The 24,927-nt window shown below is 57.2% G+C and carries 18 protein-coding genes; 11 read left to right on the top strand and 7 right to left on the bottom strand.

What is annotated here, in order from left to right; all coding sequences use genetic code 11:
• Positions 1-4: 4 nt before the first annotated feature.
• The 6 genes from CFBP4996_RS26035 to CFBP4996_RS26010 form a co-directional block, all read right to left on the bottom strand.
• Complete coding sequence (locus CFBP4996_RS26035; protein ID WP_080855444.1) at positions 5-2,041, bottom strand: hydantoinase/oxoprolinase family protein; 2,037 nt, start codon at positions 2,039-2,041, stop codon at positions 5-7.
• Positions 2,042-2,406: 365 nt separating this feature from the next.
• Positions 2,407-3,753 (bottom strand): MmgE/PrpD family protein, encoded by a 1,347-nt coding sequence (locus CFBP4996_RS26030; protein WP_137396085.1) that lies wholly within the window; start codon positions 3,751-3,753, stop codon positions 2,407-2,409.
• A gap of 47 nt (positions 3,754-3,800) precedes the next feature.
• Positions 3,801-4,697 carry an ABC transporter permease gene (locus CFBP4996_RS26025; protein WP_080855442.1) on the bottom strand — a complete coding sequence of 299 codons (897 nt, stop codon included), beginning with the start codon at positions 4,695-4,697 and terminating at the stop codon, positions 3,801-3,803.
• Complete coding sequence (locus CFBP4996_RS26020; RefSeq protein ID WP_080855441.1) at positions 4,697-5,617, bottom strand: ABC transporter permease; 921 nt, start codon at positions 5,615-5,617, stop codon at positions 4,697-4,699. Before CFBP4996_RS26020 ends, CFBP4996_RS26025 begins: the two co-directional genes overlap by 1 nt.
• A gap of 29 nt (positions 5,618-5,646) precedes the next feature.
• The gene (locus tag CFBP4996_RS26015; protein WP_080855440.1) at positions 5,647-7,194 is read right to left on the bottom strand and encodes an ABC transporter substrate-binding protein; all 1,548 of its coding nucleotides are present in this window, start codon (positions 7,192-7,194) and stop codon (positions 5,647-5,649) included.
• A gap of 99 nt (positions 7,195-7,293) precedes the next feature.
• On the bottom strand, positions 7,294-8,967 hold the full coding sequence (locus tag CFBP4996_RS26010; RefSeq protein WP_162936174.1) for an ABC transporter ATP-binding protein: 1,674 nt from the start codon (positions 8,965-8,967) through the stop codon (positions 7,294-7,296).
• 694 nt (positions 8,968-9,661) lie between these two features.
• Here CFBP4996_RS26010 and CFBP4996_RS26005 point away from each other — a divergent pair.
• A complete protein-coding gene (locus CFBP4996_RS26005; RefSeq protein WP_080855540.1) occupies positions 9,662-11,221 on the top strand; it encodes an ABC transporter substrate-binding protein in 1,560 nt (519 codons plus the stop codon).
• A gap of 62 nt (positions 11,222-11,283) precedes the next feature.
• On the opposite strand, the gene CFBP4996_RS26000 is transcribed toward CFBP4996_RS26005, so the two are convergent.
• On the bottom strand, positions 11,284-12,186 hold the full coding sequence (locus CFBP4996_RS26000; protein ID WP_080855438.1) for a LysR substrate-binding domain-containing protein: 903 nt from the start codon (positions 12,184-12,186) through the stop codon (positions 11,284-11,286).
• Between the two features lie 81 nt (positions 12,187-12,267).
• On the opposite strand from CFBP4996_RS26000, the gene CFBP4996_RS25995 reads away from it, so the two are divergent.
• From CFBP4996_RS25995 to CFBP4996_RS25950, 10 genes are all read left to right on the top strand, one after another.
• The gene (locus CFBP4996_RS25995; RefSeq protein ID WP_080855437.1) at positions 12,268-13,389 is read left to right on the top strand and encodes an NAD(P)/FAD-dependent oxidoreductase; all 1,122 of its coding nucleotides are present in this window, start codon (positions 12,268-12,270) and stop codon (positions 13,387-13,389) included.
• Positions 13,370-13,669 carry a (2Fe-2S)-binding protein gene (locus CFBP4996_RS25990; protein ID WP_080855436.1) on the top strand — a complete coding sequence of 100 codons (300 nt, stop codon included), beginning with the start codon at positions 13,370-13,372 and terminating at the stop codon, positions 13,667-13,669. The genes CFBP4996_RS25995 and CFBP4996_RS25990 overlap by 20 nt, the downstream gene beginning before the upstream one ends.
• Positions 13,666-15,045, top strand: a complete 1,380-nt coding sequence (locus CFBP4996_RS25985; protein WP_080855435.1) for an FAD/NAD(P)-dependent oxidoreductase — start codon at positions 13,666-13,668, stop codon at positions 15,043-15,045. Before CFBP4996_RS25990 ends, CFBP4996_RS25985 begins: the two co-directional genes overlap by 4 nt.
• Positions 15,042-16,163, top strand: a complete 1,122-nt coding sequence (locus CFBP4996_RS25980) for an NAD(P)/FAD-dependent oxidoreductase (protein WP_080855434.1) — start codon at positions 15,042-15,044, stop codon at positions 16,161-16,163. Before CFBP4996_RS25985 ends, CFBP4996_RS25980 begins: the two co-directional genes overlap by 4 nt.
• Positions 16,160-17,101 carry an ABC transporter permease gene (locus CFBP4996_RS25975; protein WP_080855433.1) on the top strand — a complete coding sequence of 314 codons (942 nt, stop codon included), beginning with the start codon at positions 16,160-16,162 and terminating at the stop codon, positions 17,099-17,101. Before CFBP4996_RS25980 ends, CFBP4996_RS25975 begins: the two co-directional genes overlap by 4 nt.
• Positions 17,098-17,976 (top strand): ABC transporter permease, encoded by an 879-nt coding sequence (locus CFBP4996_RS25970; RefSeq protein ID WP_170988529.1) that lies wholly within the window; start codon positions 17,098-17,100, stop codon positions 17,974-17,976. Before CFBP4996_RS25975 ends, CFBP4996_RS25970 begins: the two co-directional genes overlap by 4 nt.
• Positions 17,973-19,835 (top strand): ABC transporter ATP-binding protein, encoded by a 1,863-nt coding sequence (locus tag CFBP4996_RS25965; protein ID WP_137396084.1) that lies wholly within the window; start codon positions 17,973-17,975, stop codon positions 19,833-19,835. The genes CFBP4996_RS25970 and CFBP4996_RS25965 overlap by 4 nt, the downstream gene beginning before the upstream one ends.
• A gap of 106 nt (positions 19,836-19,941) precedes the next feature.
• A complete protein-coding gene (locus CFBP4996_RS25960; RefSeq protein ID WP_080855538.1) occupies positions 19,942-21,048 on the top strand; it encodes an NAD/NADP octopine/nopaline dehydrogenase family protein in 1,107 nt (368 codons plus the stop codon).
• Between the two features lie 413 nt (positions 21,049-21,461).
• A complete protein-coding gene (gene traR, locus CFBP4996_RS25955) occupies positions 21,462-22,166 on the top strand; it encodes an autoinducer-binding transcriptional regulator TraR (protein ID WP_080855546.1) in 705 nt (234 codons plus the stop codon).
• Between the two features lie 218 nt (positions 22,167-22,384).
• Positions 22,385-24,904 carry a methyl-accepting chemotaxis protein gene (locus CFBP4996_RS25950; protein WP_080855537.1) on the top strand — a complete coding sequence of 840 codons (2,520 nt, stop codon included), beginning with the start codon at positions 22,385-22,387 and terminating at the stop codon, positions 24,902-24,904.
• The last annotated feature ends 23 nt before the right edge of the window (positions 24,905-24,927 follow it).

The raw sequence follows: 24,927 nt of genomic DNA, 5'->3' as shown, positions 1-24,927 counted from the left end.
TAGCTCAGCTCCGGGTCATGAAAATCGCGCCATAGGCGCCTGTACGTGCGATGAAGTCCGGCGGGACAACGATCGTGGCTTCGGATTGCTCAATGACAGCGGGGCCGTGCACCGGCTCGTTGAGGCCCAGATTGGCCCGGTCGTAAACGCGAACCTCCGGGTAAACATGCCCCTGGAACCGCATCGGCCGCACGCCCTTCACCGGTTCTCCGGCTGCTACAGACTTCGGCGATGCAGGCTCGGGAATGGACATTGCGCCACGCACTCGCATGCGCAGGTCAACAAACTCGACGGGTGACGCGGGATCGGCATGGCTGTAGATCCGCTCGTGTTCCTTGTGGAAGACATCATGCATCGCCTTCATATCCTTGTTCTCCACTGCGAGATCCGGAAGGCGCACGTCAACCTGGAACGACTGTCCCACATAGCGCATCTCAGCCCAGCATTCGAAGCTCTCGGATACGAGACGTTCGGCCGACGCCTGGCGGCGCAGCCACTCCGCTGCCTTCTGCCTCAGAGCCGCAAACTTCTGCGCGATCACCTCACTATCAACGTCGAGGCCGTGGACGGTTTCCATCGTATCGTTGCTCAGTTCGGAAACGAGGCCTCCAAGCGCGCAGAACACCGACGGCGTGCTCGGAACGAGGACGCGGTTGACGCCGATTTCAGCGGCAAGAAGAGGACCCTGGATTGCTCCAGCTCCCCCGTAGACGAGCAATGTGAGTTCTTCCGGATCGACGCCCTGCCGTGCGAGATACGGCAAGACGCCTGCGACCATGTTCGAGCTAGCAACCGTGACACACATTTCCGCGGCCGTTGCTACATCGGTGCCAAGGCCTTCGGCGATTGACGCCATCGCTGTTTCGGCAGCCGTTTTATCCAGTTGCATGGCTCCTCCGAGGAGCGCTTCCGGCAGGTAGCCTGCCAGAAGATAGGCGTCGGTCAGTGTCGGTGCAGTTCCCCCGCGGCCAAAGCACGCCGGGCCGGGGAATGAGCCCGCACTCTGCGGCCCGATGCGCAAAACGCCCCCGTCGATGGAAGCAATAGAGCCGCCGCCGGCGCCGATCGCCTCGATACCTGTAACTGGCATGACAACGGGGAAATCCCCGACTTCCGCAGCCGTTGACGTGAGGGCCTCTCCATCTCGGACAAGGGAGATATCCGTGCTCGTGCCACCCATGTCCATGGTGAGAATATTCTGCTCGCCGATCGACCGACCGAGATACTGTACAGCTGTCACTCCTGAGGCCGGTCCGGACAGGAGCGTGTGCACAGGGAATGTCCGCGCTTCAGCGGCTGCCATTGCTCCGCCGTTCGACCGTGTGACGAAAAGTTGCGACCCTGGAAGCCTGTCCGCAACATAGTTTTCGACCGCGCCGATGTATTCGTTCATGCGCCGCCGGACGAATGCATTGAGGACGCTGACGATCGCACGCTCGTATTCGCCGATACGCGGCCAGATTTCGCTCGATAGACTAACTTCGGCTTCTTCACCGACGATGCGTCGGATCGCACGCTCAACGGCTTTTTCATGATCCGCATTGGCGTAACTATGGAGGAGCGCCACAGCGAAGCCCGCAGCGCCGGCATCCGCTGCCTTTCGTACAAGGACTTCGACCGCCGCCTCATCGATCGCCGTTTCTACAACACCGCCTCGCTGGAGCCTCTCGTCGACTTCGAAAACCATCGCGCGATCAACCAGCGACTTCGTGCGGTTCTCGAATATATTGAGGGGGTTACGAACGCCCATACGCTGGAGTTCGAGCAGGTCGCGGTAACCCTTGGTCACGAAGAATGCGATCTTCGGTCCCTTGCGTTCGATCACGGCATTGGTGCTGACGGTCGTGCCATGCATGACCAGCGCCGGCTCACCGTTTTCCGGATCGAGGCGTTCAAGCAGGCGCTCGAACCCTTCCTTGAACCCGTTCTCGAAGTTCGGAGGCGTAGAGGGAACTTTCAGGCTGATGATATCCTGCTCCCCTTCGCGCCATCCGCAAAAGTCGGTAAATGTACCGCCGATGTCGACGCCGATCCTAAGCATATCTTGCTACTTCTCCTGATTAGACGCGCCTTACTGGCGTTGGATAAACATTAGCTTTCCTTCTTTTGGCGAGAGAAGTTGCAATTCGCGAACATTGATTTGCAGTTCAAATAAATCCGGAGATCGAAATCAGACTTGACCAACAAAAGACCCGTAAAGTTCCTGATCAAGGCGTCCGAACGTACCCCTGCAGGTTAATCTCTCACCTGAAGAGAGCGAACGCCTCAAAGGCTATCGCCTGGGCACATTTGGATGCCCAAAATAGACAAGGAATTTTGCTGGATGAGAGGAGTCGGTTTCCGGATGCCCTTTCGGCAGTCACGATCTTCGGACAGTGACCGCAAGGTGGATTCTGAATGCAGCAGCTACCGCGGATGGGCCAAATGCTTGTCCGCACCCGCAACAGCAATCAACCGGTGGACAGCTTGATACAATTCCGCCGCCCCCCGGTCACTTTCTGCAAGGCCAGAAGCCAACGCCGAGCGCAGTTGTGGATCACTCAGGCGCTCGTATTTCGCTACCACGCCGCTTTCATCCAGGCCACGGTTCGCCAAGTCATGTGGATCGCTAACCTCCACGCTGGACATTACTATCCGACCTCTTGTCGTTTCCAGCTTTATCGATCTCTTGTCAGAAAGGTCGAAAGCGAACCTACTTTTGTAGCGAAGTTCAGGAGAATCGTCTGCGACCTCATCCCAACGCGGGCCTGGCTCGACATTTGAAATCAGAAGACTGAAGGTCGCCGGCAAGCTGAAGGCCACGTCGGCTGGGGCCAACATCGCTTGCTGGCAAAATTTCTCGACGTCGGCAGGGCCGGCTACGGTGATCGCCGCAATCTCTTCTCTCTCGTCTAGCTGAGGCAGGACCGAAGCAAGGGTTTTGAGATATTCCTGAAGATGCCAGCATGCAGGGAAATGCTTGAAGCCGACCCGCGAAATGGCGGGAAGATCCTTGCGCGTCTTTGTCAGGTCCAGTTGATCGGAGCCTGCCATTCGCCACATTCCGGTTGATCCGTCGAGTGGATTTGAAACACCAGTCTGGCCTGCCTGAACAAGATCAAGGGCCATGACCGCGCCGGCCGCGGCCCAGCCGAGATTGTTCTTCAGCGCTGGTACCGGACGTTCGTACCATTTTCCGGTATATGGAAGCAGCGAATGAGATAACGCCACCCCGACAAGCCTCTCCAGAAATTCGGGATCTTTTCCTAACGACACCGCAGCTCCAATCCCGGCTGCAACGGTGTCCCAGACGCCGACGGAGCGAACGAGCGCCGCCCTTTCCCGTGATGGCGTCGCAGCGGATGCGAGTACCCAATGCGCCTCATAGCCGGCCGCAATACCGCGCAGCAGCCGATCCATCGAAAGATTTTCCCTTGCACCAACTGCCAGGATGGCTGCAACGATCGGCGCACCGGGATGACCCAGAAGAGTATCGTCATAATCAAGGGCATTTGCAGCCTGGCCGTAGATATAGGCCGTGTGAATCGTGGAGGGAGTGAAGCTTCCTGCTCCGGTCGTACTTTCATTGCCAAACATGGACGACGCGACGGCAGCGCTTGGTTTGAAGTGCTTGAGTCCAAGACCGGCCGAGAAGCAGGTGATACTGTCAATGAGACACAATTCAGCGCGTCGGCGCACTGCGGAATCCAGATCGGCACTTAGAAACATGCCGATCCGATTGAACAGCTCAGCCATAACGGTCGGCTCGTTCACGAGAAGTCCTCCATCAGTTCCTGTTGCGTGCAGTATAAGGGGCAGCACTAAGCACTTCTGCTTGCATCGAGTCGCGGATCCAGACGGTCGCGCAATTGCTCCCCAAGAACATTGACAAGCGCAACCGTGATGACGAGCGCGGCTCCGGGTAGCGTAGCTATCCACCAGGCCGTGCTGATCAAGGCACGGCCTCCCGCGGCCATGCCCCCCCATGACGGCTCAGGGGGTTGAACGCCCAGTCCGAGGAAAGACAACGATCCTTCCGTCAGCATCATCAAGCCGAGGTCGAGGCTGGCAAAAACAATGACCGAGGGGAGAATGTTGGGAAGCAGGTGCTTTATGATGATGCGAAAGTGCGAGGCGCCAAGCAATTGTGCGCTGGCGATGTATTCCTGCCGCCGAACAACGATAACCTGACTGACGACCAGCCGCGCATATAAAACCCAGCCGGTGATCGCCAGCACGAGGATGACATTGGCGGTACTGGGTCCAAGCGCCGCAATCACGCCGATCGCGAGAACGAGCGTCGGCAAAGCAAGCTGAATATCGCCCAGCCGCATGAAAAATGTGAGAAGAGGCCCCCCGAAGTAACCCGCGACGAGGCCGATAATGACACCGGACACCATCCGGCAAATGACAGCAATAGCGCCGATACTAAGCGATACCCGAGCGCCATACATGATCCTGGTCAGGAGGTCCCTTCCCAAATCGTCGGTTCCAAGAAGATGTTTGGTTGATCCGCCAGACTGCCAGAACGGCGGCAGCAGCCGGGCCGACAGGTCTTGAGTATTTGGACCATAGGGTGAAATCCAGGGGGCCACGCAGGCAACGACCACGATCGCTCCGAGCATGAAAGCCGGAACGAGGAGCCGCAGATTGATCGGTCGAACCGTCGTTGACGATTGAGGATCAGGACTTTGGGGCAAAGAGGTCGTATCCGTCATTATCTTAGTCCCCTCGTACGAGGATCGAGAATTGCATAGAGCATGTCGATCAGGAGATTGGTGATCACCACCAGGATACCAACGACAAGCACGAAGGCCTGAATGACCGGCATATCGCGCGAGGTGATTGCTGAGAGCGCCAGTGTGTTTACACCCGGCCAGCCGAAAACCGTTTCAGTCACGACAGCTCCGCCATAAAGCCCGCCAAGTTCTAGTCCTATGACGGTGATGATCGGCAGCGCAGCATTCGGAAGCGCGTGGCCGAAGACGACGGACGAGGCCGATGCTCCTTTCGCGCGAGCGGTGCGCACGAAGTCGGAATCGAGCACTTCAAGCATGGATGAGCGCACTATTCGGGCAAAGGTTCCAACCTGAAACGTGGCAAGCGTCACTGCGGGCAGGATGAGGTATATCGGGCCTCGAAACCCGGATGTCGGGAGAAGCCGAAGCGTCGCACTGAATATCAGGATCATGACGATGCCAAGCCAGAACGAGGGCAGGGACTGGACAAGGACTGATCCCATGATAACGGAGCGGTCAAATCTGCTGCCCCGGAACGTTGCGGCCAGCACGCCGACTATCACGCCGATCGAAGCAGACAACGCCAGCGCGCAGAAGATCAACAACAGCGTGTTCGGCAGCGCATGAAGTATCAGTTCCAAGGCGGGGCGCTGGCTTTGGTAGGAAACGCCCAAGTCTCCTCGAACGGCGTGCCATAGCCATTCCAGATACTGGACGACGATCGGTCGATCGAATCCATATGTTTGCCGGATCTGTTCGATTTCTGCCGCAGTTGCATCTTCAGAAGCGAGGAGAGCGGCAGGATCGCCGGCCAGGAACATCAACAGAAACGTGATGGCCGAAACTCCCAGCATCACGAGGATGCTGAAGATGAGACGATTCATAAATCGGCTACGCATTCTACTCGCTCCCCTTTCGCATATTCAGTTCAAGGTTTCTTAGTGACGTTGACGAGATAGATTGCGCCGTCAGGCCTGGGCTTCCAATCGACCTGGTTGCTGACGCCGTAGATCGAGTCAGTGCTATAGAGGAAGGTGATCGGAGCAAGATCATAAAGGGTCTTGTTGAGATCATCGTAGGCAGCCTGTCGCGAACTAGGGTCGGTTTCACCACGGGCCTTGGCAATCTTCGCGTCCGTTTCAGGTGAGCTGAAATACATTCCACGACGAGTGCCATCGAGCTCAAGCCCAAGAGGGAAATCAGCATCCATCAAGAGATTGTTGTTCGATCTTATAAATACGTGATTCCGGCCCATTTTCCCCGGTTGCCAGGTATCGACGAAGTAATTCGGGTCGAAACGTGTCGTTACTTTGATACCTACATCCGCAAGGAAAGACGCGATGCTCTGTTGAACGGGATTGAGTTCGGCGCGATAATTATAAAACTCCAATTGCAAAGGTTTGGAGCTGCTATATCCCGCCTCAGCAAGAAGGCCCTTCGCCTTTTCCGGATCGAACGGATACGGAGAGACCGCCTTCGTGTAGCCAAAAACACCTTTCGAATAGACCTGACCGACAGGTGTCGCGAAGCCACCAAGGAGTTGTTTTGCGATCGCGGTCTTGTCGATTGCGTAGTTCAGTGCCTGGCGGACTTTTGGGTTGGCGAGCGGCCCTTCCTTTGTATTCATGCTCAGCCAAGATGTCTGATTACCATCGATCGATCGAACAGCCACCTCACTTGAAGACTTCAATGCGGCGGTCAGATCGGAAGTCACCCCCGTCGCAATGTCAATTTCGCCGCTCTGGAGGGAGCTGATCTGCGTTGCCGGCTCCGAGATAAAGCGGAACTCGACCTTGCTCGGTATCGGCTTGTCACCGCGATAGTCGCAGTTTGGCGCGAGAACGACGCTGTCTCCAACGTTCCAGCTCTCGAACTTGAATGGCCCTGTGCCAACCGGCTTCTTGCCGAACTCGACATTACCGATTTTCTCGATCGTGGATTTTGGCGTGATGTAAATGATTGTTGCCAAGGCCTTGAGGAAGGAGCTGTCCGGCTGTTTCAGAGCGAAAAGGACAGTGTGGTCTCCTTGTGCCGTTACAGATTTCACATTGCTGACGTAGCTGCGTTGCTTCGAGGCAAGCTTCTGGTCGTTCACGATACGGTTGAATGTTGCCACGACATCTGCAGATGTGAAGGCGGATCCATCGTGGAACACGACATCCTTCCGGAGCTCGATTTCGTAAGTCAGGTTGTCGGGTTGTTTGTAGCTCACCGCCAGATCCGGCTGGAGCTGCATGTTATCGTCGAGCTGAAAAAGGCCATCGAACATGTTTCGGCTGATCTGCGCGAACTGGACGAGTGTCTCGACATTGGGATCCAGCGTGTTCGGTTGAGTTGGCGAGAGAAGATTTACACTGACGGGCTGCCCGGATCCGCATGCCGCACCCGACTTTGTCTCCTGAGCGTGAATTTGTGTTACGGCACTTCCCGCAACAAGCACGATACCGGCCGCCGCGCGCCATTTTTGTCTTGGCATGATCTGTTACCCCTTTTCTTAGATGTTGAAGTGCTGCTTTTGAAGGTCCAGTCGATGTCGATAAGCGAGTTGAAGGACGCTGTTGTCGTCTCGGCATCGTTATTGCGATTTGAACTCCGTGGGCATCTCCGGCACCGCCGCCCGCAGCGCTTTGGTGTAATCCTGGCTCGGTCGATCGATGACGGCAGTGGCCTCGCCCGCCTCCACAACGCGTCCCTCAGTCATCACCACGACCCGGTCTCCAATCTGCCGTGCCAGAGCGATGTCATGGGTGATAAAAAGGTATGTAAGCCCTTCGCGATCCTGGATATCCGTCAGCAGCTGGACGATCTGCGCCCTTACCGAGACGTCAAGAGAGGTGACAGGCTCGTCGCAAATGAGGAGCTTCGGTCGTAGCGCGAGTGCCCGGGCGATGGCGATCCGTTGTCGTTGTCCGCCTGAAAACTGGTGTGGGTAACGATCGCCATAAGACGCTTTTAGGCCAACCATTTCGAGAAGATCGGTCGCGCGTCGGCGCAGGTCTGTCTTCGACGTCGTAATGCCGTTGATCAGAAGGCCTTCCGCCACCAGCTCCGAGACCTTCATTCGAGGATTGAGTGACGCATAGGGGTCTTGGAAGACCATCTGGATGTCCCGGCGAACGGCACGCCATGCTTTCGCGTCGGCGCCTACGAGTTCGTGACCATTGAACTGTATGCTCCCGCTATCAGGTGCTATGAGGCCCGCCACGCAGCGCGCCAGAGTGGATTTTCCGCTGCCGGATTCCCCGACCACACACACGGTTTCTCCTTCGCGTGCGGAGAGGGAGACTTCATCAAGCGCAAACGGACCGATTTTCCCACCGTTGCCCCAGAAAAAGGAGTGTTTGACTCCGCTCACCGTGAGAAGGTCACTGCTGGGTGAGATGGCCTCGGGCCGTCGCGTGCCGAGGGCCGGCCGCGAGGGCGCCCGCAAGGTTGGGGTGGCTTTCCAGAGTTGCTGGGTGTAAGGATCGATCGGATTTTTCGTGACCTGTTCCGTCGCGCCATGCTCGACGACCTTCCCGTGGCGCATGACAACAATCTCATCCGCCAGACTTGAGACAAGTGCGAGATCGTGGCTGATAAAGAGCAACGATGTATCGAACTCGCGCACGGCCTCGCGAAGGAGATCGACGATCTGCTTCTGAACGATCACGTCCAGCGCGGTGGTCGGCTCGTCCGCCACCAGGAGGGCTGGCTTGCAGGCCAGAGCCATCGCAATCATAACGCGCTGGCGCATACCTCCGGACAGTTCATGCGGATATTTGTCGAATATCCCTCGGCTCCGTGGCAGTCCGAGTCGTTCGAAGAGTTGCTCCACCCGGTCACGCACGTGATCGCGGTTAATCCTGCCCTCGTGTATCCGGATGGCTTCCGCGACCTGATCGCCACATCGGCGCACCGGGTTCAATGCGGAGAGAGGATCCTGAAACACGTAAGAGATGCCGGCGCCGCGTAGCGAGCGCAGTTCGGTTTCCGGCATGGTGATGAGTTCGCGGCCACGAAACTCGATTGCGCCGCCGATGGCGGCTTTGGCGGACTTGGGAAACAGGCGCGTAATCGCGAGCGATGTTACCGATTTTCCCGAGCCGCTTTCACCAACCACACCCACAGTCGAGGAACGCGCAACATCAAACGATACGTTGGAAACAGCCTCCACCTGCGCGCTGCTTTCGCCAAACCGCACAGAGAGATTGCGCACGGATAACAGCGGATGCGCTTGATCTGATTTTGCCACCTTTGTCTCAGGCATTCTCATATCCATGTTCCTGTTCGCTCCCCTGTTCCATCCAGCGATGGTTCCGTGGCGATAGTCGGTAGCGGCTTGCAGTACGCCCCAAGATGAAGAGAAGGCCGACAGGCTTCTCTAGGTTCGCTGCGATCGAAGGGACTTATGCTGACGTGGTGGCGTCATCAGACTGGCAATGAATTATGAATAGCCCTTTTGGGGGCACGCTGATCGCATGCATATGTTCACCTCTCATTCTTGTTTTATTAAGAAAACCATACAGAACAGTGCGCCACGGCAACCAATTGGAATTCAGCCGCATTGATTGACAACGCTTATCAATAGGCGAGCCCTTCCCCATAAATCGTCCAACCATTCGACTAAATAACTGAAATATCTATATTTTATGGATCTTGCATTCTGAGGTCGTTGTCCGCCTTGCATATTGATCGCGGCGTTGTTGCACGATGTAAGGAGGCAATACTTATTGGTTTGTCTCCCGAGATACGCCATGTGCGGTGGCGCCGTTGGAGGTCTGGATTTGCTCGCCAGCGTTAGGGTGCCGCTGCCCGTTTGAGCGGTAGATGCGACCGATCCCCGCCTGACAAGAAGCATCAACGCACTATAACCCAGAAGAATACAGCAATTAAAATATCGACTTTGACACTTATAGAAAACTCCAATTAATTCGCTCGGAAAATAAACAATGGAGTGGAACATGACCTACAAAATCGGGAAAAGCATAGTCGCGGCATTGGCGACATCGGCACTGATCAGCCTCGCGTTGCCCGCCGTAGCCGGTGCGGCATCGCTCCGAGTGGGAGTAAATGCAGCCGATATCGCGACCCTCGACCCCGCAAGGGCGAGCACTACCCAGGATGTGGCAATTGTGTCCTGGATCTTTAACGGCCTAGTTCGCTTCACTCCTGGTAGCGCCGACCCTGCCAAGATCGAGCCGGATCTGGCGGAAAGCTGGACAAGCTCCGAGGATGGCCTGGTCTGGACATTCAAGCTTCGCAAGGACGTCAAGTTCCACGGCGATTACGGGACCCTTACGGCCGACGACGTCGTCTTTTCGCTGCAACGTGCGAAAAACCCGGACACATCCTCCTACTCAAGCGATTATGCCGCATTCAAGTCAATCGAAGCCATTGACCCGTCGACTGTCCGCATCACGCTAAGCCAACCTGTCGCCGGCTTTCTGGGATTGGTCGCCAACTACCACGGCGGCAACATCGTCAGCAAAAAAGCAGTAGAGGCGCTCGGCGCCAAGTTCAAGGCAAACCCGATTGGGACGGGTCCTTTCATGTTTGACAAGGCCGTCACGCAGCAGTCGGTCTTTCTCAAGGCATTCCCTGGATACTTCCGCGGAGCACCGAAAATCGACGACATCCGTGTGGATCTCATCCCTTCCGATTCAAGCCGGGAGCTTGCGTTCCGATCTGGGGAGCTGGATCTTATCAATGGAAAGCGGGAACAGCGCTGGGTCGACCAGGCGAAAGTCTGGGAAAATTCTACCGTCGATATTTTCTCTCCGGGCGAATATCGCACCGTCTTCTTAAACATGGCCCACAAACCGCTCGACAACGTCAAAGTCCGTGAGGCCATCGCCCAAGCCATCAATGTTGATCAGATTGTCCAATTCGTTGGAGCCGGAGTGGCTTTGAAAGGCTGCTCGGTCGTCCCTAACAACTATCTCGGCGAAGACTGCAGCTGGACCTATAGATATGATCCGGAGGCGTCGAAAAAACTGCTGGCCGAAGCGGGTTTCAAGGATGGCCTCAGCCTCTCGGCGGTGGTCTCATCCAATTCCGCTCAACAGCCCATCATGGAAGTTATTCAGGCCCAGCTTGCCGAGGCGGGAATCAATCTTCAGATGCGGATAGTCGATCATCCGACCTATCAAGAGCAGATCCGCAAGGATCTCAGCGACGTCGTCTTTTATGGTGCCGCGCGTTATCCAGTCGCTGACAGCTACCTGAGCCAGTTCTACCATTCTGACGCATCTGTCGGAAAGCCGACCGCAGTCACCAATTTCGCCCACTGCAATGCTGGCGACGCTGATATCACGGCTGCTCGAAAGGCGACCACGGACGAAGAGCGGTTGAAGTTCTGGTCCGCAGCACAGAAGAAGATCTTCGAACAGGTATGCGGTGTGCCTCTCTTCAGCCTGATGCAGGTCTGGGTCCACAACAAGGCCCTGAACTACGGTTACGAGCTCAAGGGCTCTTTGAACCTGGCGCCACCGATTACCGAACTGACAACGATCAATCGCTGACCAGCTTTCCCCGACTTCCCCGACCGACAGCGAACAAGTGTCGCCGAGGTCGGGGATCTTTTTCATGGTATGAGTTTTGGAGTTCTGGCCGCGGCATGCACTTCTTCGACGAAGTCTGCAACCAGATTGCTGTTCCTCGCGCGCACCGGACGAATGAGCACATAGTCGAAGTCGATGACCGGCGAGAAGGGGCGCGATGTGATCCGTCCGGCGACATGCTCCAGGGCAAGAGGATCGGCGACGGTCACTCCCAAACCGGCTGCGACCATTTCCGCGACGTTTGGAGCGGTCGTTGCTTCGATGACGATATTCGGTTTCAACCCGAACTTTTCAAAGGCGGCGTCGACTTTCCTGCGCATAGTTCCAGTGGGCGCGTATGCAATGAACGGCTCTTCCCTCAGGTCCATCGGAGACAGCTCTGACTTTTCGGAAAGACTGTGTCCCTGGGGCAAGGCAACCACCGCCGATGGACTGCTTACGCGATCGACCTGAACAGACGAATGTTCCAGACCGCTGATCACGAGGGCCAAATCAAGACGACGAAGCAGGACAGCTTCGGTCAAAAATTGCGAGCTGCGAGCCTCGATGGAAATGAAGACTTCAGGATGCCGCCTTCTGAAACCTGCGATGACACGGGTAATGAATGGGCCGGACAGTGCGGGCATGGCACCAATGAGCAGATGGCCGTGCTCCTCGCGACGAATCGCGTCGACGGCGCGAGCGAGCTGGTGGACGCCACCGAAGACGCGCTCGACTTCTTCATATAGACGCATGCCGCGCCCTGTCGGCACGAGCCGGCCGCTCTCGCGCTCAAATAGCTGCAGTCCGGTATCTGCCTCCAGATCCTGGATGAGTTTGCTCGCGGCCGGCTGCGAGATCCTGAGGACCTCGGCGGCCCGACTAACGGTTCCGGCTTCGATGACAGCCATAAGCGCTTCAAGCTGTCTAAGGCTGGGTTCTCTCATGCGCCATAACCTTTGCGAATACACTACCGAATTAAACGACTTTGACTTTCTACCCCTGTTTCCTAAGCTCGGCAACAATCAATGGAGATGAAGGTGGACGCAGACGTTATCGTTATTGGAGGTGCTGTTGTTGGAGCCGCACTCGCCTATGGATTCGCCAAGCAGGGACAGAACGTCATTGTCCTTGATGGAGAAGATCAGGACATGCGCGCAGCGCGTGCCAACTTTGGTCTTGTCTGGGTCCAGGGTAAGGGTTCCAACGCACCCGCCTATCATCAGCTGAGCCGCTATAGTGCTGACCTTTGGCCGGAGTTTCTTCGTGAACTGACGGAAACAATCGGGATGCAGGTAGATTATTCCCGACCTGGCGGCATGAACTACTGTTTGAGCGATGCTGAATACGAAGCGCGCGATACGGTTATCAAGCGTACTCATAATTATGTGCCGCAGAACGACACAAGGATGGTCGATCGCCGCGAACTCGAACGCATGATGCCGGCGGTCGCCTTCGGCCCCGAGGTCGTCGGCGCGAGCTATTGTGAAGCCGACGGCCACGTAAATCCATTGCAGCTCCTTGCTGCCTTGCAGCGCGGAACCATCGCGTTGGGTGGAAAAATCATCTTCCGCAACAGCGCGGAATCGATAACACCCGGAACAAATGGATTTGCAGTCAAAGCTGCCCTTGGCACGTATACAGCATCACGCGTCGTGGTTGCCGCAGGTCTCGCAACGCCTTCCCTCACTGACCCGCTCGGCTTTAAAATTCCCTTGAGGTCCGAGCGCGGTCAGCTCCTCGTCACGGAGAGGCTTCAGCCGCTCCTGCCCTATCCCGGCAGTGGACTGAGACAGACTGCCGACGGCACTATCATGATCGGCGCGACGAAAGAAAATGATACTGATCGTGGTGTGTCTGTCGCCTCAGCCACGAAGCTCGCGCTTCGGGCCACGCGGGTAATTCCAGCGCTGGCAGAGGCTCGATTGGTTCGTCAATGGAGCGGCTTCCGGGTGATGCCTCCTGACGGCTCTCCGATCTACGCGGAATCCGAAGACTACCCCGGCCTCTTTGCGGCCACGTGCCATTCAGGTGTCACGTTGGCCGCCGCTCACACCTCTGTTGTCGCGCCGGCAATGCTTGACGGGAGGCTGTCGACCGACCTTTCCGCGTTTTCAAATGGAAGATTTAATGTTCAAAAGTGTGCTTGAGCGGCCCGGCGCGCCGTCGGATATGACCGTGCTTGTCAACGGAATCGAGACGCCCGCCTGGGATGGAGAGACGGTCGCCAGCGTGCTTCTGCGTGTTCCGGATGCGGGCCGCAGATCTCCGGTCAGCGGAAAAGCCAGGCTTCCCTATTGCCAGATGGGCGTGTGCTTCGAATGTCTGGCGATCGTCGACGGTGTCTCCTCAACACAGGGATGTCTGGTTCCAGTCCGTCAAGGCATGCGCATCGAAAGTCAGCGCGGTCCTCGGGAGATCTCGCGATGAGCTATGATGTTGCAATTGTCGGTGCGGGTCCCGCTGGTATGAGCGCCGCCGTTCGTTTGCGTGAGCTCGGTGCTTCGGTGGTTGTTATCGATGAACAACCGTCGCCGGGCGGGCAGATATTCAGAGGGATCGAGCGGAACGTCAAAAGCCCGGTATTCTCTGCACTTGGCACGGATTACCAAAAAGGACAGGCGCTCGCAGCCGCCTTCAGGACGTCGGGCGCTGAATACTTGCCCTCGACGCAGGTCTGGCAGATCGAGGAAGGCTGGAATGTTTTCCTGACTTCCGAAGGAAAAGCGCGGCGCCTTACGGCCCGCGCCGTATTGCTCGCCAATGGCGCGCAAGAACGTCCGGTGCCATTCTCGGGTTGGACGCTGCCTGGCGTGATGACCGTGGGAGCCGCGCAGATCCTTCTTAAATCCGGGGGAATGTTACCCGAAGGTAAGGTCTGGATTGCCGGAGCAGGCCCGCTACCGCTTCTTTATGTAACCCAGCTTCTTAACCTGGGAGGTCGCATTGCGGGATATCTCGACACCTCGACGTCGCCGAAACTGTCCGCCTTGAGCCGGTTACCGCGCGCGTGGCGTGATTTCGGTGGCCTTTTGAAAGGGCTGCGTTGGCTTCGCGACGTCAAACGCAGCAGTCTGATGGTCCGGGGCTTTTCTGACCTGCGCGCGGAAGGCGATGAACGTCTTGACCATCTCACCTGGGAGGTGGATGGAAAGCGCCATCGGGCCGAAGCTGACGTCTTGCTCGTTCATGAAGGGGTTGTGCCGCGTGTCCATGAAACGCTGGCGCTGAACTGTTCCCACCGATGGAACGAGGAACAAGGATATCTGGCTGCAAAGCTGGACCGATGGGGAGAGACAAGTCGGGAAGGTCTGTTCGTCGCCGGCGATGCCGGAGGGATCGGTGGATGGCTGGCCGCCACCATATCCGGAGAAATCGCAGCCCTCGGTATCGCTGGCCGCCTCGGGATTTCTTCCGAGACAGACAGGCTCCGCCAAGTCACCCATCTCGACCGGCGTCGTGATCGAGCTCTCGCGTTGAGGCCGTTCCTGGATGCCATGTATCCTCCTCCACGCAATCGGCTTGCCGATGAGGTGATCGTGTGCCGCTGTGAAGAAGTCACTGCCGGCGCCATTCGTGCGGCCGCGCGCAACAGCCCCGCCGATCCCAGTGCGGTAAAGGCCGCGACACGATGCGGGATGGGGCCATGCCAGGGCCGTCAGTGCGGCTACACAGTGCAAGCGCTTCTTGCGGAAGTTCACAATCTCCCGATTAAGGATGTCGCTTTTTTCCACATCCGCCCGCCATTGAAGCCAATCACCCTTGGAGAAATCGCGTCGCTGGAGAATGCGGAGGCCGCGAAATGAACCCGGATGTCCTGATCATAGGCGGGGGCCTGCACGGTCTTTCTGCCGCCTTACAGGCGGCCCGTCGAGGCGCACGGGTTCAACTCGTCGAGCGCCACTTTCTTGGACGCCATGCTTCAGGAGCAACAGCTGCCGGCGTTCGCACGCTCGGTCGAGACGTCGCAGAACTGCCTCTCAGCCTAGAGGCTGCGGAAATCTGGCATGACATGAAAGGACTCGTCGGCGACGACTGCGGCTTCGTTGCCTGCGGACAGTTGCAGGTTGCCGAAGACGAACAGGCACTGGCGAAGATCAAGAGCCGTATCGATCGGCTCGAGGCTATGGGCTACCATCACGAGAAGTTTGTCGGCCCAGATGAGATGCGAAGTCTTTTGCCAGGTCTTTCCCCGCATTGTGTCGGCGGCGCCTGGGTTTCCGGTGATGGTTCTGCCGACCCACATCAGACAATCCGCGCTTTTCGGGACGCTGCACTTCAAGCAGGGGTTACGATCACCGAAGAGTGCCTTGTGACGGCCCTCAACCGATCACCCAGCGGCTGGCGCGTAGAGACAACGCGCGGCGTCTTCGAGGCGAAACTCATCGTCAATGCAGCTGGAGCCTGGGCCGACGATGTATCTGCTCTTGCTGGCGATCCGATGAAACACGAGATCCGCACCTCGATGATGGTCGTGACGGAACGCTCCGTTCCCAAAATCCGGCCGGTTGTAGGATCGCTCGGAAAGAAGCTTTCGTTGAAACAAACGTCTCAAGGAACCCTTCTGATCGGGGGTGGATCTCAGGGTAGGCTTGCAGCGGACCGACAATCCGCCACCGTTGATGTCATGGCGCTCGCAGCATCGGTGCAGGCAGCGGTGCGGGTTTTTCCCGAACTGCAAGGGGTTCGGATCGTCCGAACCTGGGTGGGCATGGAAGCAATGACTTCCGACCACCGCCCAGTGATCGGCTTTTCCACTCGGGTCGAGGGCCTGATCCATGTCTTTGGCTTTTCCGGACATGGGTTCCAACTTGTGCCATCCGTCGGGCGCGTTGTCGCCGACCTGATCTGTCAGGGGCACACAAATCACAATCTGGACGCTTTCTGCGCAAGCCGCGTCTCCATCGAAAGGGTTGCCGCATGATAGGTTATGCGATCCGAAGACTTCTCCTGGCAATCCCGACTTTGATTGCCATGCTCACTCTTGTGTTCGTTCTGGTTCGGCTGGTTCCCGGCGATGCCGCCGTTGCCATGCTTGGCGATCGGGCAAGCGACGCCGCCCTTCAGGCCCTGCGCGCTCAACTTGGCCTCGACCAACCGATCGCTGTCCAATACTTCCATTTTATCTCGGATATGCTGACAGGAAATTTCGGCACGTCGATGGTGAGCGGTCGTACCGTGCTGGAAGAGGTGGCGCTGGTCCTTCCCTATACGCTTGAACTCGCCGCGGCCGCTATGCTGATCGGGACGTTGCTCGGAGTTCCGCTAGGAGTGATAGCTGCCGTTCGCCGAGATCAATGGCCGGATTATGTCAGCCGTATCCTTTCGCTCGTCGGTCTGTCCTTCCCCGGTTTCGTTTCCGCCATTTTGATGCTTCTCGCATTTGCGGTCTGGTTGCAGTGGCTGCCGGTGATGAGCCGCGCCACCAGCGATCCGGTCGACCATTTCCGTAACCTGTTGCTCCCGGCGCTGAACCTCGGGCTGATCATGACGGCTTACATCGCGCGCGTCACACGCTCTTCCATGCTCGATGTCATGGGGGAGGATTATATCCGCACTGCCCGTGCGAAGGGTGTTCGGCCCCGCAGCCTCATCTTGCGCCACGCCCTTGGCAACGCCCTCATCCCGATTGTGACCGTCGTAGGTCTGTATTTCGGCACCCTGATCGGCAATTCAGTTCTCACCGAGATCGTCTTCACCCGTCCAGGGCTCGGCAAGCTCATCCTCGGCGCTCTGCAGTCCCGTGATTACACGATGCTTCAAGGACTGATGGTCGTTTTCGCAACCTTCGTCATCATCGTGAACACCATCACGGATCTCATTTACGCCCTTGTCGATCCCAGAGTGAGTCTTGCCCAATGACCGATATCACTGTGTCTCAAGCCGTACCCGCACGGCAACCGAATCCGGTCCTGAAGGCATTCCGTAGCAATCGCTTTTCCTGGATTGGCATCGGACTTCTGGCGTTGATAATTTTGCTCGCGGTGTTCGCACCGCTCATCGCGCCATACGACCCGCTGAAGCAGAACATTCTTCATCGGCTTACCCCGCCCTCCGCACAGTTCTGGCTGGGAACCGATAGTTATGGCCGAGATGTTCTCTCCCGCCTCCTTTACGGAGCGCGCATATCGCTATCGATCGGATTTCTATCCGTCATGATTGCGATGGTGGTCGGGTCAGCGCTCGGGATTCTGGCAGGCTACATCGGCGGCATATTCGATCAGATTGTGATGGGTATCGTCGATGTCATGCTGTCCTTTCCCACTCTGCTGTTGGGCTTGATGGTCGCCGCAATGCTCGGCGCCAGCTTTGAGAATCTGATCATCGCGATTGCAATCACGGAAACCGCTCCGTTCGCTCGCGTCGCCCGGGCGCCGACGATCGCTATGAAACGGCGTGATTTCGTTGAGGCGGGCCGGTCGCTGGGTTTTTCGCCACTCCGGATCATGGGCGTTCATATCCTCCCGAACATCCTGTCCGACATTGTTGTTGTCGCTTCACTGTGGATGGCGTCTGCCATTCGAACGGAAGCCTCGTTAGCCTTCATCGGCCTTGGCGTTCTGCCGCCAACAGCCACATGGGGCGGCATGATCCGTGAGGGTTTCGAAAACATCCTGAGCGGATGGTGGCTCGTCGTGTTTCCTTCGCTTGCCATTCTCCTCACCGTACTCGCACTCAACATCCTTGGTGACGCGCTCCGTGATGCGATCGATCCGAAAACTAGGAGCGCGCAATGACGTTGCCAACTCAACATACCGCCCCCGGCCCAACTCAGGCGTCCTTGGCCCCGGTTCTCTCCGTCCAGGATCTTACGACCTCGTTCAAGGTCGAGAACGGCTGGAAACAGGTCATTCGGAATATCTCGTTCGATATCGCACCGCGTGAGACCGTGGCAATCGTCGGAGAGTCCGGCTCTGGTAAATCCGTCACCTCGCTTTCCATCATGCGGCTTCTGGCAGCACGGTCGAGCCGGGTGGAAGGAAAGGTTTTGCTTTCCGGCAGGGATCTCCTTTCGCTCCCGGAAGAGGAGATGCGTCAGATCCGCGGCAACGAAATCTCTATGATTTTTCAGGAGCCGATGACCTCGCTTAACCCGATAATCCCGATCGGCAAGCAGATCGCGGAGGCGCTCACTGTTCATAAGGAAATTTCCGCGACTGACGCCAAGGGTGAAGTCCTGAGGCTACTTGAAAAAGTTCGGATCCCGAACGCCAAGGGTCGGTACGACGAATACCCGCATCAGTTCTCGGGGGGTATGCGTCAGCGCGTCATGATCGCCATGGCGCTAGCCTCCAAACCGAAGCTGCTGATCGCAGACGAGCCCACCACTGCCTTGGATGTGACGATCCAGGGTCAGATTCTTGATCTCATCAAGACCTTACAGGAAGAGGAAGGCACCTCGGTCCTCTTCATCACCCACGACATGGGTGTCGTGGCGGAAGTGGCGGACAGAACGATCGTCATGTTCCGAGGAGACGCCGTGGAAACGGGAGCGACTGACGACATCTTCCATCGGGGAAAACATCCCTATACGCGAGCGCTTCTGTCGGCCGTTCCGCGCCTTGGCTCCATGGCGGACCGGAAGCTACCCTTGCGGTTCCCGATCGTCGATAGCAAGACTGGAGAAGAGCGGCCACTCGCCGAGGTGAACGATACCGTCGCCCGGCACAAGGCGCCGATCCTCGACGTCAAAGACCTGACGATGCGGTTCAACATACGCTCAGGCCTGTTCAGCCGAAAGGCCGGCGCGGTGCACGCGGTCGAAAAGGTCTCCTTCAATCTCTTCCAAGGAGAGACCCTTTCGCTGGTCGGAGAATCGGGTTGCGGCAAATCGACGACCGGCCGATCAATCACGCGCCTCGTGAACCCGACGAGCGGCGATGTCGTCATCGATGGTCACGACGTCATGAAGCTTGACCATTCCTCGCTTCGTAAGATGCGTCGCTCGATCCAGATGGTGTTTCAAGACCCGTATGCTTCACTCAATCCGCGACTGAGCATCGGTAGTGCTCTCGTGGAACCGTTCATTCAACACCGGCTGGGAACGACGTCGCAGGCGCGCGATAAGGCTGCTGGATTGATGGAAAAAGTTGGTCTGTCACCCGACATGATGAGGCGTTTTCCCCACGAGTTTTCCGGCGGTCAGCGGCAGCGCGTCGCGATCGCCCGCGCGCTCATGCTCGACCCGAAGATCATCGTTGCCGACGAGGCGGTCTCCGCTCTTGACGTATCGATCAAAGCGCAGGTTTGTAACCTGTTGCTTGATCTGCAACAGAGCCTCGACCTGGCCTTCCTGTTTATCTCCCACGACATGGCGGTCGTGGAGCGGGTGAGCCATCGCGTGGCAGTCATGTATCTCGGCGAGATCGTCGAAATCGGCCCCCGCGCCGCCGTGTTCGAAAATCCGCAGCATCCTTACACCAAGAAACTCATGGCGGCGGTACCTGTGCCGGATCCTGCGCGGCGCAGGATCCGGCGGGGCATCGCAAGCGACGAACTGAAAAGCCCCATCCGACCGATTGGCTACGAGCCACCTCCACGGCAGTACCGGGAAGTGTCCGAAGGGCATTTGGTCAGGATGGACGAAACAAACTGATAGCACTGTCCACGGCGACGGGGTGCGTCAACGTTATGAGAATCCGAGACAGAAACTGACCACGATATCTCGTGGTCGGCACCTAAACCGAAAGGTCATTTCGCCGATGAAGGTATCAATCGCCGGGGCAGGCGCGATCGCTATGGGATACGCAGCCTTTCTGCTGCAGCATGGGCATGAAGTCCGTGTCTGGTCTCCATCAGGCCAAAGAACGAAAGCGCTTGTCGAGGGCGCTCCATTTACGGTTAGCGGAGCCATTACCGGAGAGTTTCGACCTGACGTTTGTAGGGATGCGAAGGAGTTGGCGGAGAGCGACGTCATTGTTCTGGCCCTCCCCGCTTACGGCCATCGCTTCGTTCTCGACAGCCTTGTCCCTCACCTGGAGCAACGACACACGGTCATAATCAGTGCGCACCTCTCGTTCTCAGCCCTTTATCTCTCGAAGAAAATGGCGGAGCGCGGCATTGTGATCCCGATTGTCGTCTGGAATACCACCGTTCTGACCTCGAAAGCCCCGTCTTCGACCGAAATTAAGGTTGGAGCGATCCGCGGCGAAGTCGACATTGCGACTCTTCCCGCATCGCTTGCGGCACAATCTCAGAACATATGCGTGGAACTCTTCGGCGATCGTTTTGTCGTGAAGGACGATATTCTCACGATCGTTCTCAGCAACATCAATCCCGCAAGCCATCTCGCAACGGCTCTATGCAATCTCACGCGCATTGAGCGAGGCGAAACGTGGGGGCAGCGCGCAAATGTGACGCCCTCGGTCGGCAGGCTGGTTGAAGCTCTTGATCGGGAGCGTTTGATGATCGCGGAAGCTTTTGGGAAGAAAGTCCCTTCCATCATGGATCATTACTCCAAGTCCTTCGGTATCACCGCGGCGAGTGTTGCGGAAATCTCCACGATTCTCGTCGAGCGTGGCAAGGACCCGATGGGACCGAAGAATATCGACACGCGCTATGTGCTGGAAGACGTTCCTTTCGGTCTCATTCCTGCGCTGAAGCTTGCAGAAATGGCAAATGTCGAAGCACCTCTGCACAAAAGCGGCATCGAAATCCTGAGCGCTTGCTACGGTCGGGCATTTACTGACGACAACGACTTGCTCGCCGAGCTTGATTTCGGCGACGCGGACACAATGCAGCATCTGATGTCTACGGGTTACAAGCCGTTTAACATCACTAGCGGAGGGAGCAAGCTCAGGGACAATTAACCTGTCACCAGCGTTCTTATGAGGCCGACTGCACCGGATCTTTTCGCGCCGGATCAGGCTTGACCAGCGGAACAGCAGAGAGAGAGCCAATGAAGAAGCCTTCGACAACCAGGGGCAATGAAAGCAAAAGCGATGACAGGCCGGATCTCCTACAAAATTATGGGCCGATTGGCCTGAAAGCGGTTGCTTCGGCTTGCCTGTCGCACCCCAGAAGCGGCCGCGTCGCGTTGGAACCAGAATGCAATGTCGATAGCGACGTTGTCGCTCGGCTTTCCCGAGTAGCGGATCCAGACACATGACAAGTTGGGGATATGAACCAGTGACTTCGTCCATAGGATGCTTAAGGCCGGGCAACTGTCGGCGCGTATAGACAAGAGCGAAATTCCGACAACGCTCGTATGGAGGGTACGGAAATGCAGCACTGGCTGGACAAGCTGACGGATCTTGCCGCGATCGAGGGCGATGAATGCATCCTGAAGACCGGGCTGGCGGACATCGCCGACCATTTCGGCTTCACCGGTTATGCCTACCTCCATATCCAGCACAGGCACATCACCGCCGTGACCAACTATCATCGCGACTGGCAGTCGGTCTATTTCGACAAGAAGTTCGACACTCTTGATCCGGTCGTCAAACGCGCACGATCCAGGAAGCACATCTTCACCTGGTCGGGTGAGCAGGAACAGCCGACGCTGTCGAAACACGAGCGTTCTTTCTATGCTCACGCGGCCGATTTCGGCATCCGCTCCGGTATCACCATTCCCATCAGGACCGCCAACGGCTCCATGTCGATGTTCACCCTGGCATCGGAGAAGCCGGTGATCGATCTCGATCGCGAGATCGATGCCGTAGCAGCGGCGGCAACCATCGGGCAGATCCATGCCCGCATTTCATTCCTTCGCACCACGCCTACTGCAGAAGATGCCGCTTGGCTCGATCCGAAGGAGGCGACCTATCTGAGATGGATTGCCATCGGCAAGACGATGGAGGAGATCGCTGACGTCGAGGGGGTCAAGTACAACAGCGTCCGGGTCAAGCTTCGCGAAGCCATGAAGCGCTTCGACGTCCGCTCCAAGGCTCATCTCACCGCAATCGCGATAAGAAGAAAGCTCATTTGAATCGCGGAGATTTTGGCCGTGTGGTGCCTATAAGACTTGTATGAATTAGCAGAGAATTAACAGATCATCCTGTACATAGTCGAGAATTGGGCGTCCGATTCCCTCCGCGACGCATGGCAATGAGCGCCACCCCACAAGGGTTCCCAATTAAAACAACTGTCGTGCACCTAGCGCCGCCGCTCACCGGCCGCGCGTGAGTTGCCGTTGAGGGGCCAACTATGTTCATCGATCAGTATCTGTCCCGGTTCAAGATCAAGGCCAAGGTCCTGATCGTCGTCCTACCGTTCGTCGCAACCATCTCCGCAGTCGGCCTCACCGGTCTGTACGCATCCGGGCTTCTTCAGAGTCGAATGGACATATCGAACAGCGTCTTGCAATCATTGAGCGGCTTCAAAAACCTTTACGGTTCGATGGACGCCTTCCTGCGCGAGGCGAGTGAAGAAGGAAGGAATGGCCTCGATAACGAGGTGAAGGCACAGCGGGCTATCATCGACGGTATGCTCGAACAGATTGGAGATGGCGATGGTCAATCCATTCTTTCCGAGGCATCCTCGGGCACCGCTGGGCTTCACCAAACGATAGAAAATCTTTGGTCACTACATGAGCAAGAGGTTTTGCTTCGCCTCTCGATTGAAGGCGCGCAAAAGTCACTTATTGATGCACGATCCAAGGTAGGTGAGTCGGCACAGCAACTTGAGCAGGATCTTCGCGCCGGCCAGAGCAGTGCGACGGCGACCATGCGTGCGGCCGACAAGGTGCTGAAAGGCAGCGACCTGATGGGGCAGGTGTTGGACGATTTCGCAAAGGCGCAGGGTCCAGCAGACAAACTGCAGACCCTATCCGATGCGATGCCCCAAATAATGAAGGCGGGGCGCACAATCGAGCTTTCGCTCCCTCGTGATCAGAAGGAACTGGTGCAAACGCTGCAACAGGTGATCGCCGATCTGAAAAGCCACCTATCTGCCGAACAAGTGGCGTCAGGCGGAGAAGTCGAAGATGTTGCACGCTTACGCCGGGTGGCATCGGTCGTCCAAGCTTGGGCGTTGAAAATGATGCGGCAAGCGACCAATGTTTTCGTGGAGTTGGACGATCGGACGGCGAAAACGTCATCGATATTGGAAAAATCGAGGCGCCTTGATGCAGCGATCCAGTCCCTACAATTGGCCATGGCCGACATGGCGGTGAAAGTGGATACCGCAAATTTTGACAAGCTTCATCAGCAGATAGCCTGGGTAAACTCGAACCTCGAGACATTGATCGGCGGCGCTCAGGGTCTCGAATTCGTTTCAGGCGTTGCCTCGCTTGTGACACCGTCGATTGCCGCACTCGACTTAGACGCAGGAAATCTCGTTTCGGTAAGCGAGAAACGAGATGCACAATATGCATCAGCGCGTGAGCAGTTGGATAAAATCTGGCATCAGCTGACTAGCTTTGCCGAACTGCAAAAACAGACGGCGGGAGCCGAGCGTGAGCAGGCTAACAATATCTCTGTCGGCACCACCGGCCTCGGCATTCTGGTCTCGATCATCGGCGGCATTGCCTTGGTCCTGACCCTGCAGCGCCCGATCGGTCATATTACTGCCGCGATGCGCCGTATCGCAGATGGTGCGCTGGACACCAGCATTTCCGGCGAACAACGCTTCGACGAGATAGGCGACATGGCCCGTGCTCTCGGCATCTTCAAGGAGAATGCGATTTCCAAGATCCGCATCGAGGAGCAGAGCGACGAAGAGCGACAGGCCGCCGAGCTCGAGCGCCAGCGCAACGATGCCGAGAAGCACGAGATGGACCGCCAGATCGAATATGCGGTCAACGAGCTCGCCGCCGGTCTGGAGCGTATGTCACAGGGCGATATTTCCACGACCATTGATACGCCGTTCATCGGCCGACTAGAGCAGTTGCGCGAAGACTTCAACGGTTCGATGCTCCGCCTTCAGGCAACCATGAGCCAGATCCGCGATAACGTGCAGATGATCCAGGGCAACGGAAACCAGATGGCCCAGTCCGCCGAAGATCTCGCTAAACTTACCGAGCACCAGGCTGCCTCGCTCGAAGAGACCGCCGCTGCTGTCGATGAGATCACCGTCATTGTCCGCTCGTCTGCCGAACGCGCCATTGATGCCGAACAGATCGTGCGTCAGGCAAAGCGCAGCGCTGACGATTCTGCAGTCGTGGTCTCCAACGCGATTGATGCAATGGGTCGTATCGAATCCGCCTCCCGTCAGATCGAACAGATCATCGGTGTTATAGACGAAATTGCCTTCCAGACGAATTTGCTGGCCCTCAATGCAGGAGTTGAAGCCGCACGCGCGGGCGAAGCCGGCATGGGCTTTGCTGTCGTCGCTCAAGAGGTCCGCGAGCTTGCACAGCGTTCTGCCAAGGCCGCGAAGGAAATTAAAGGCCTCATCAATAAGTCGACCAGCGAGGTAAGCTCCGGTTCTCAGTTCGTTCAGGAGACCGGCACGGTTCTGGCGAAAATCAGTACTCAGATTGTGGCCGTCAGCCAGCATGTCGAGGTGATCGCGCGCGCAAGTCACGATCAATCCGGGGCTCTGCAGGAAGTCAACGCGACAGTCAACCAAATCAACCAAATCATACAGCAGAACGCCGCCATGGTGGAGGAGACGACAGGAGCGAGCCGCGAACTTGCCGAACAGGCCGGTCGACTTATGGCTTTAATCCATCAATTCAAAATTGATGCCGGGCCGGCCGACGCCGACTACCGCAATGCGGCTTGATGTCCCGGAGGCTACGCTTGCCT

Origin of the sequence: Agrobacterium leguminum (genome assembly GCF_005144435.2) — a bacterium.
Classification (GTDB): Bacteria; Pseudomonadota; Alphaproteobacteria; order Rhizobiales; family Rhizobiaceae; genus Agrobacterium; species Agrobacterium leguminum.
This window is presented reverse-complemented; position numbering and strand designations above follow the sequence as displayed.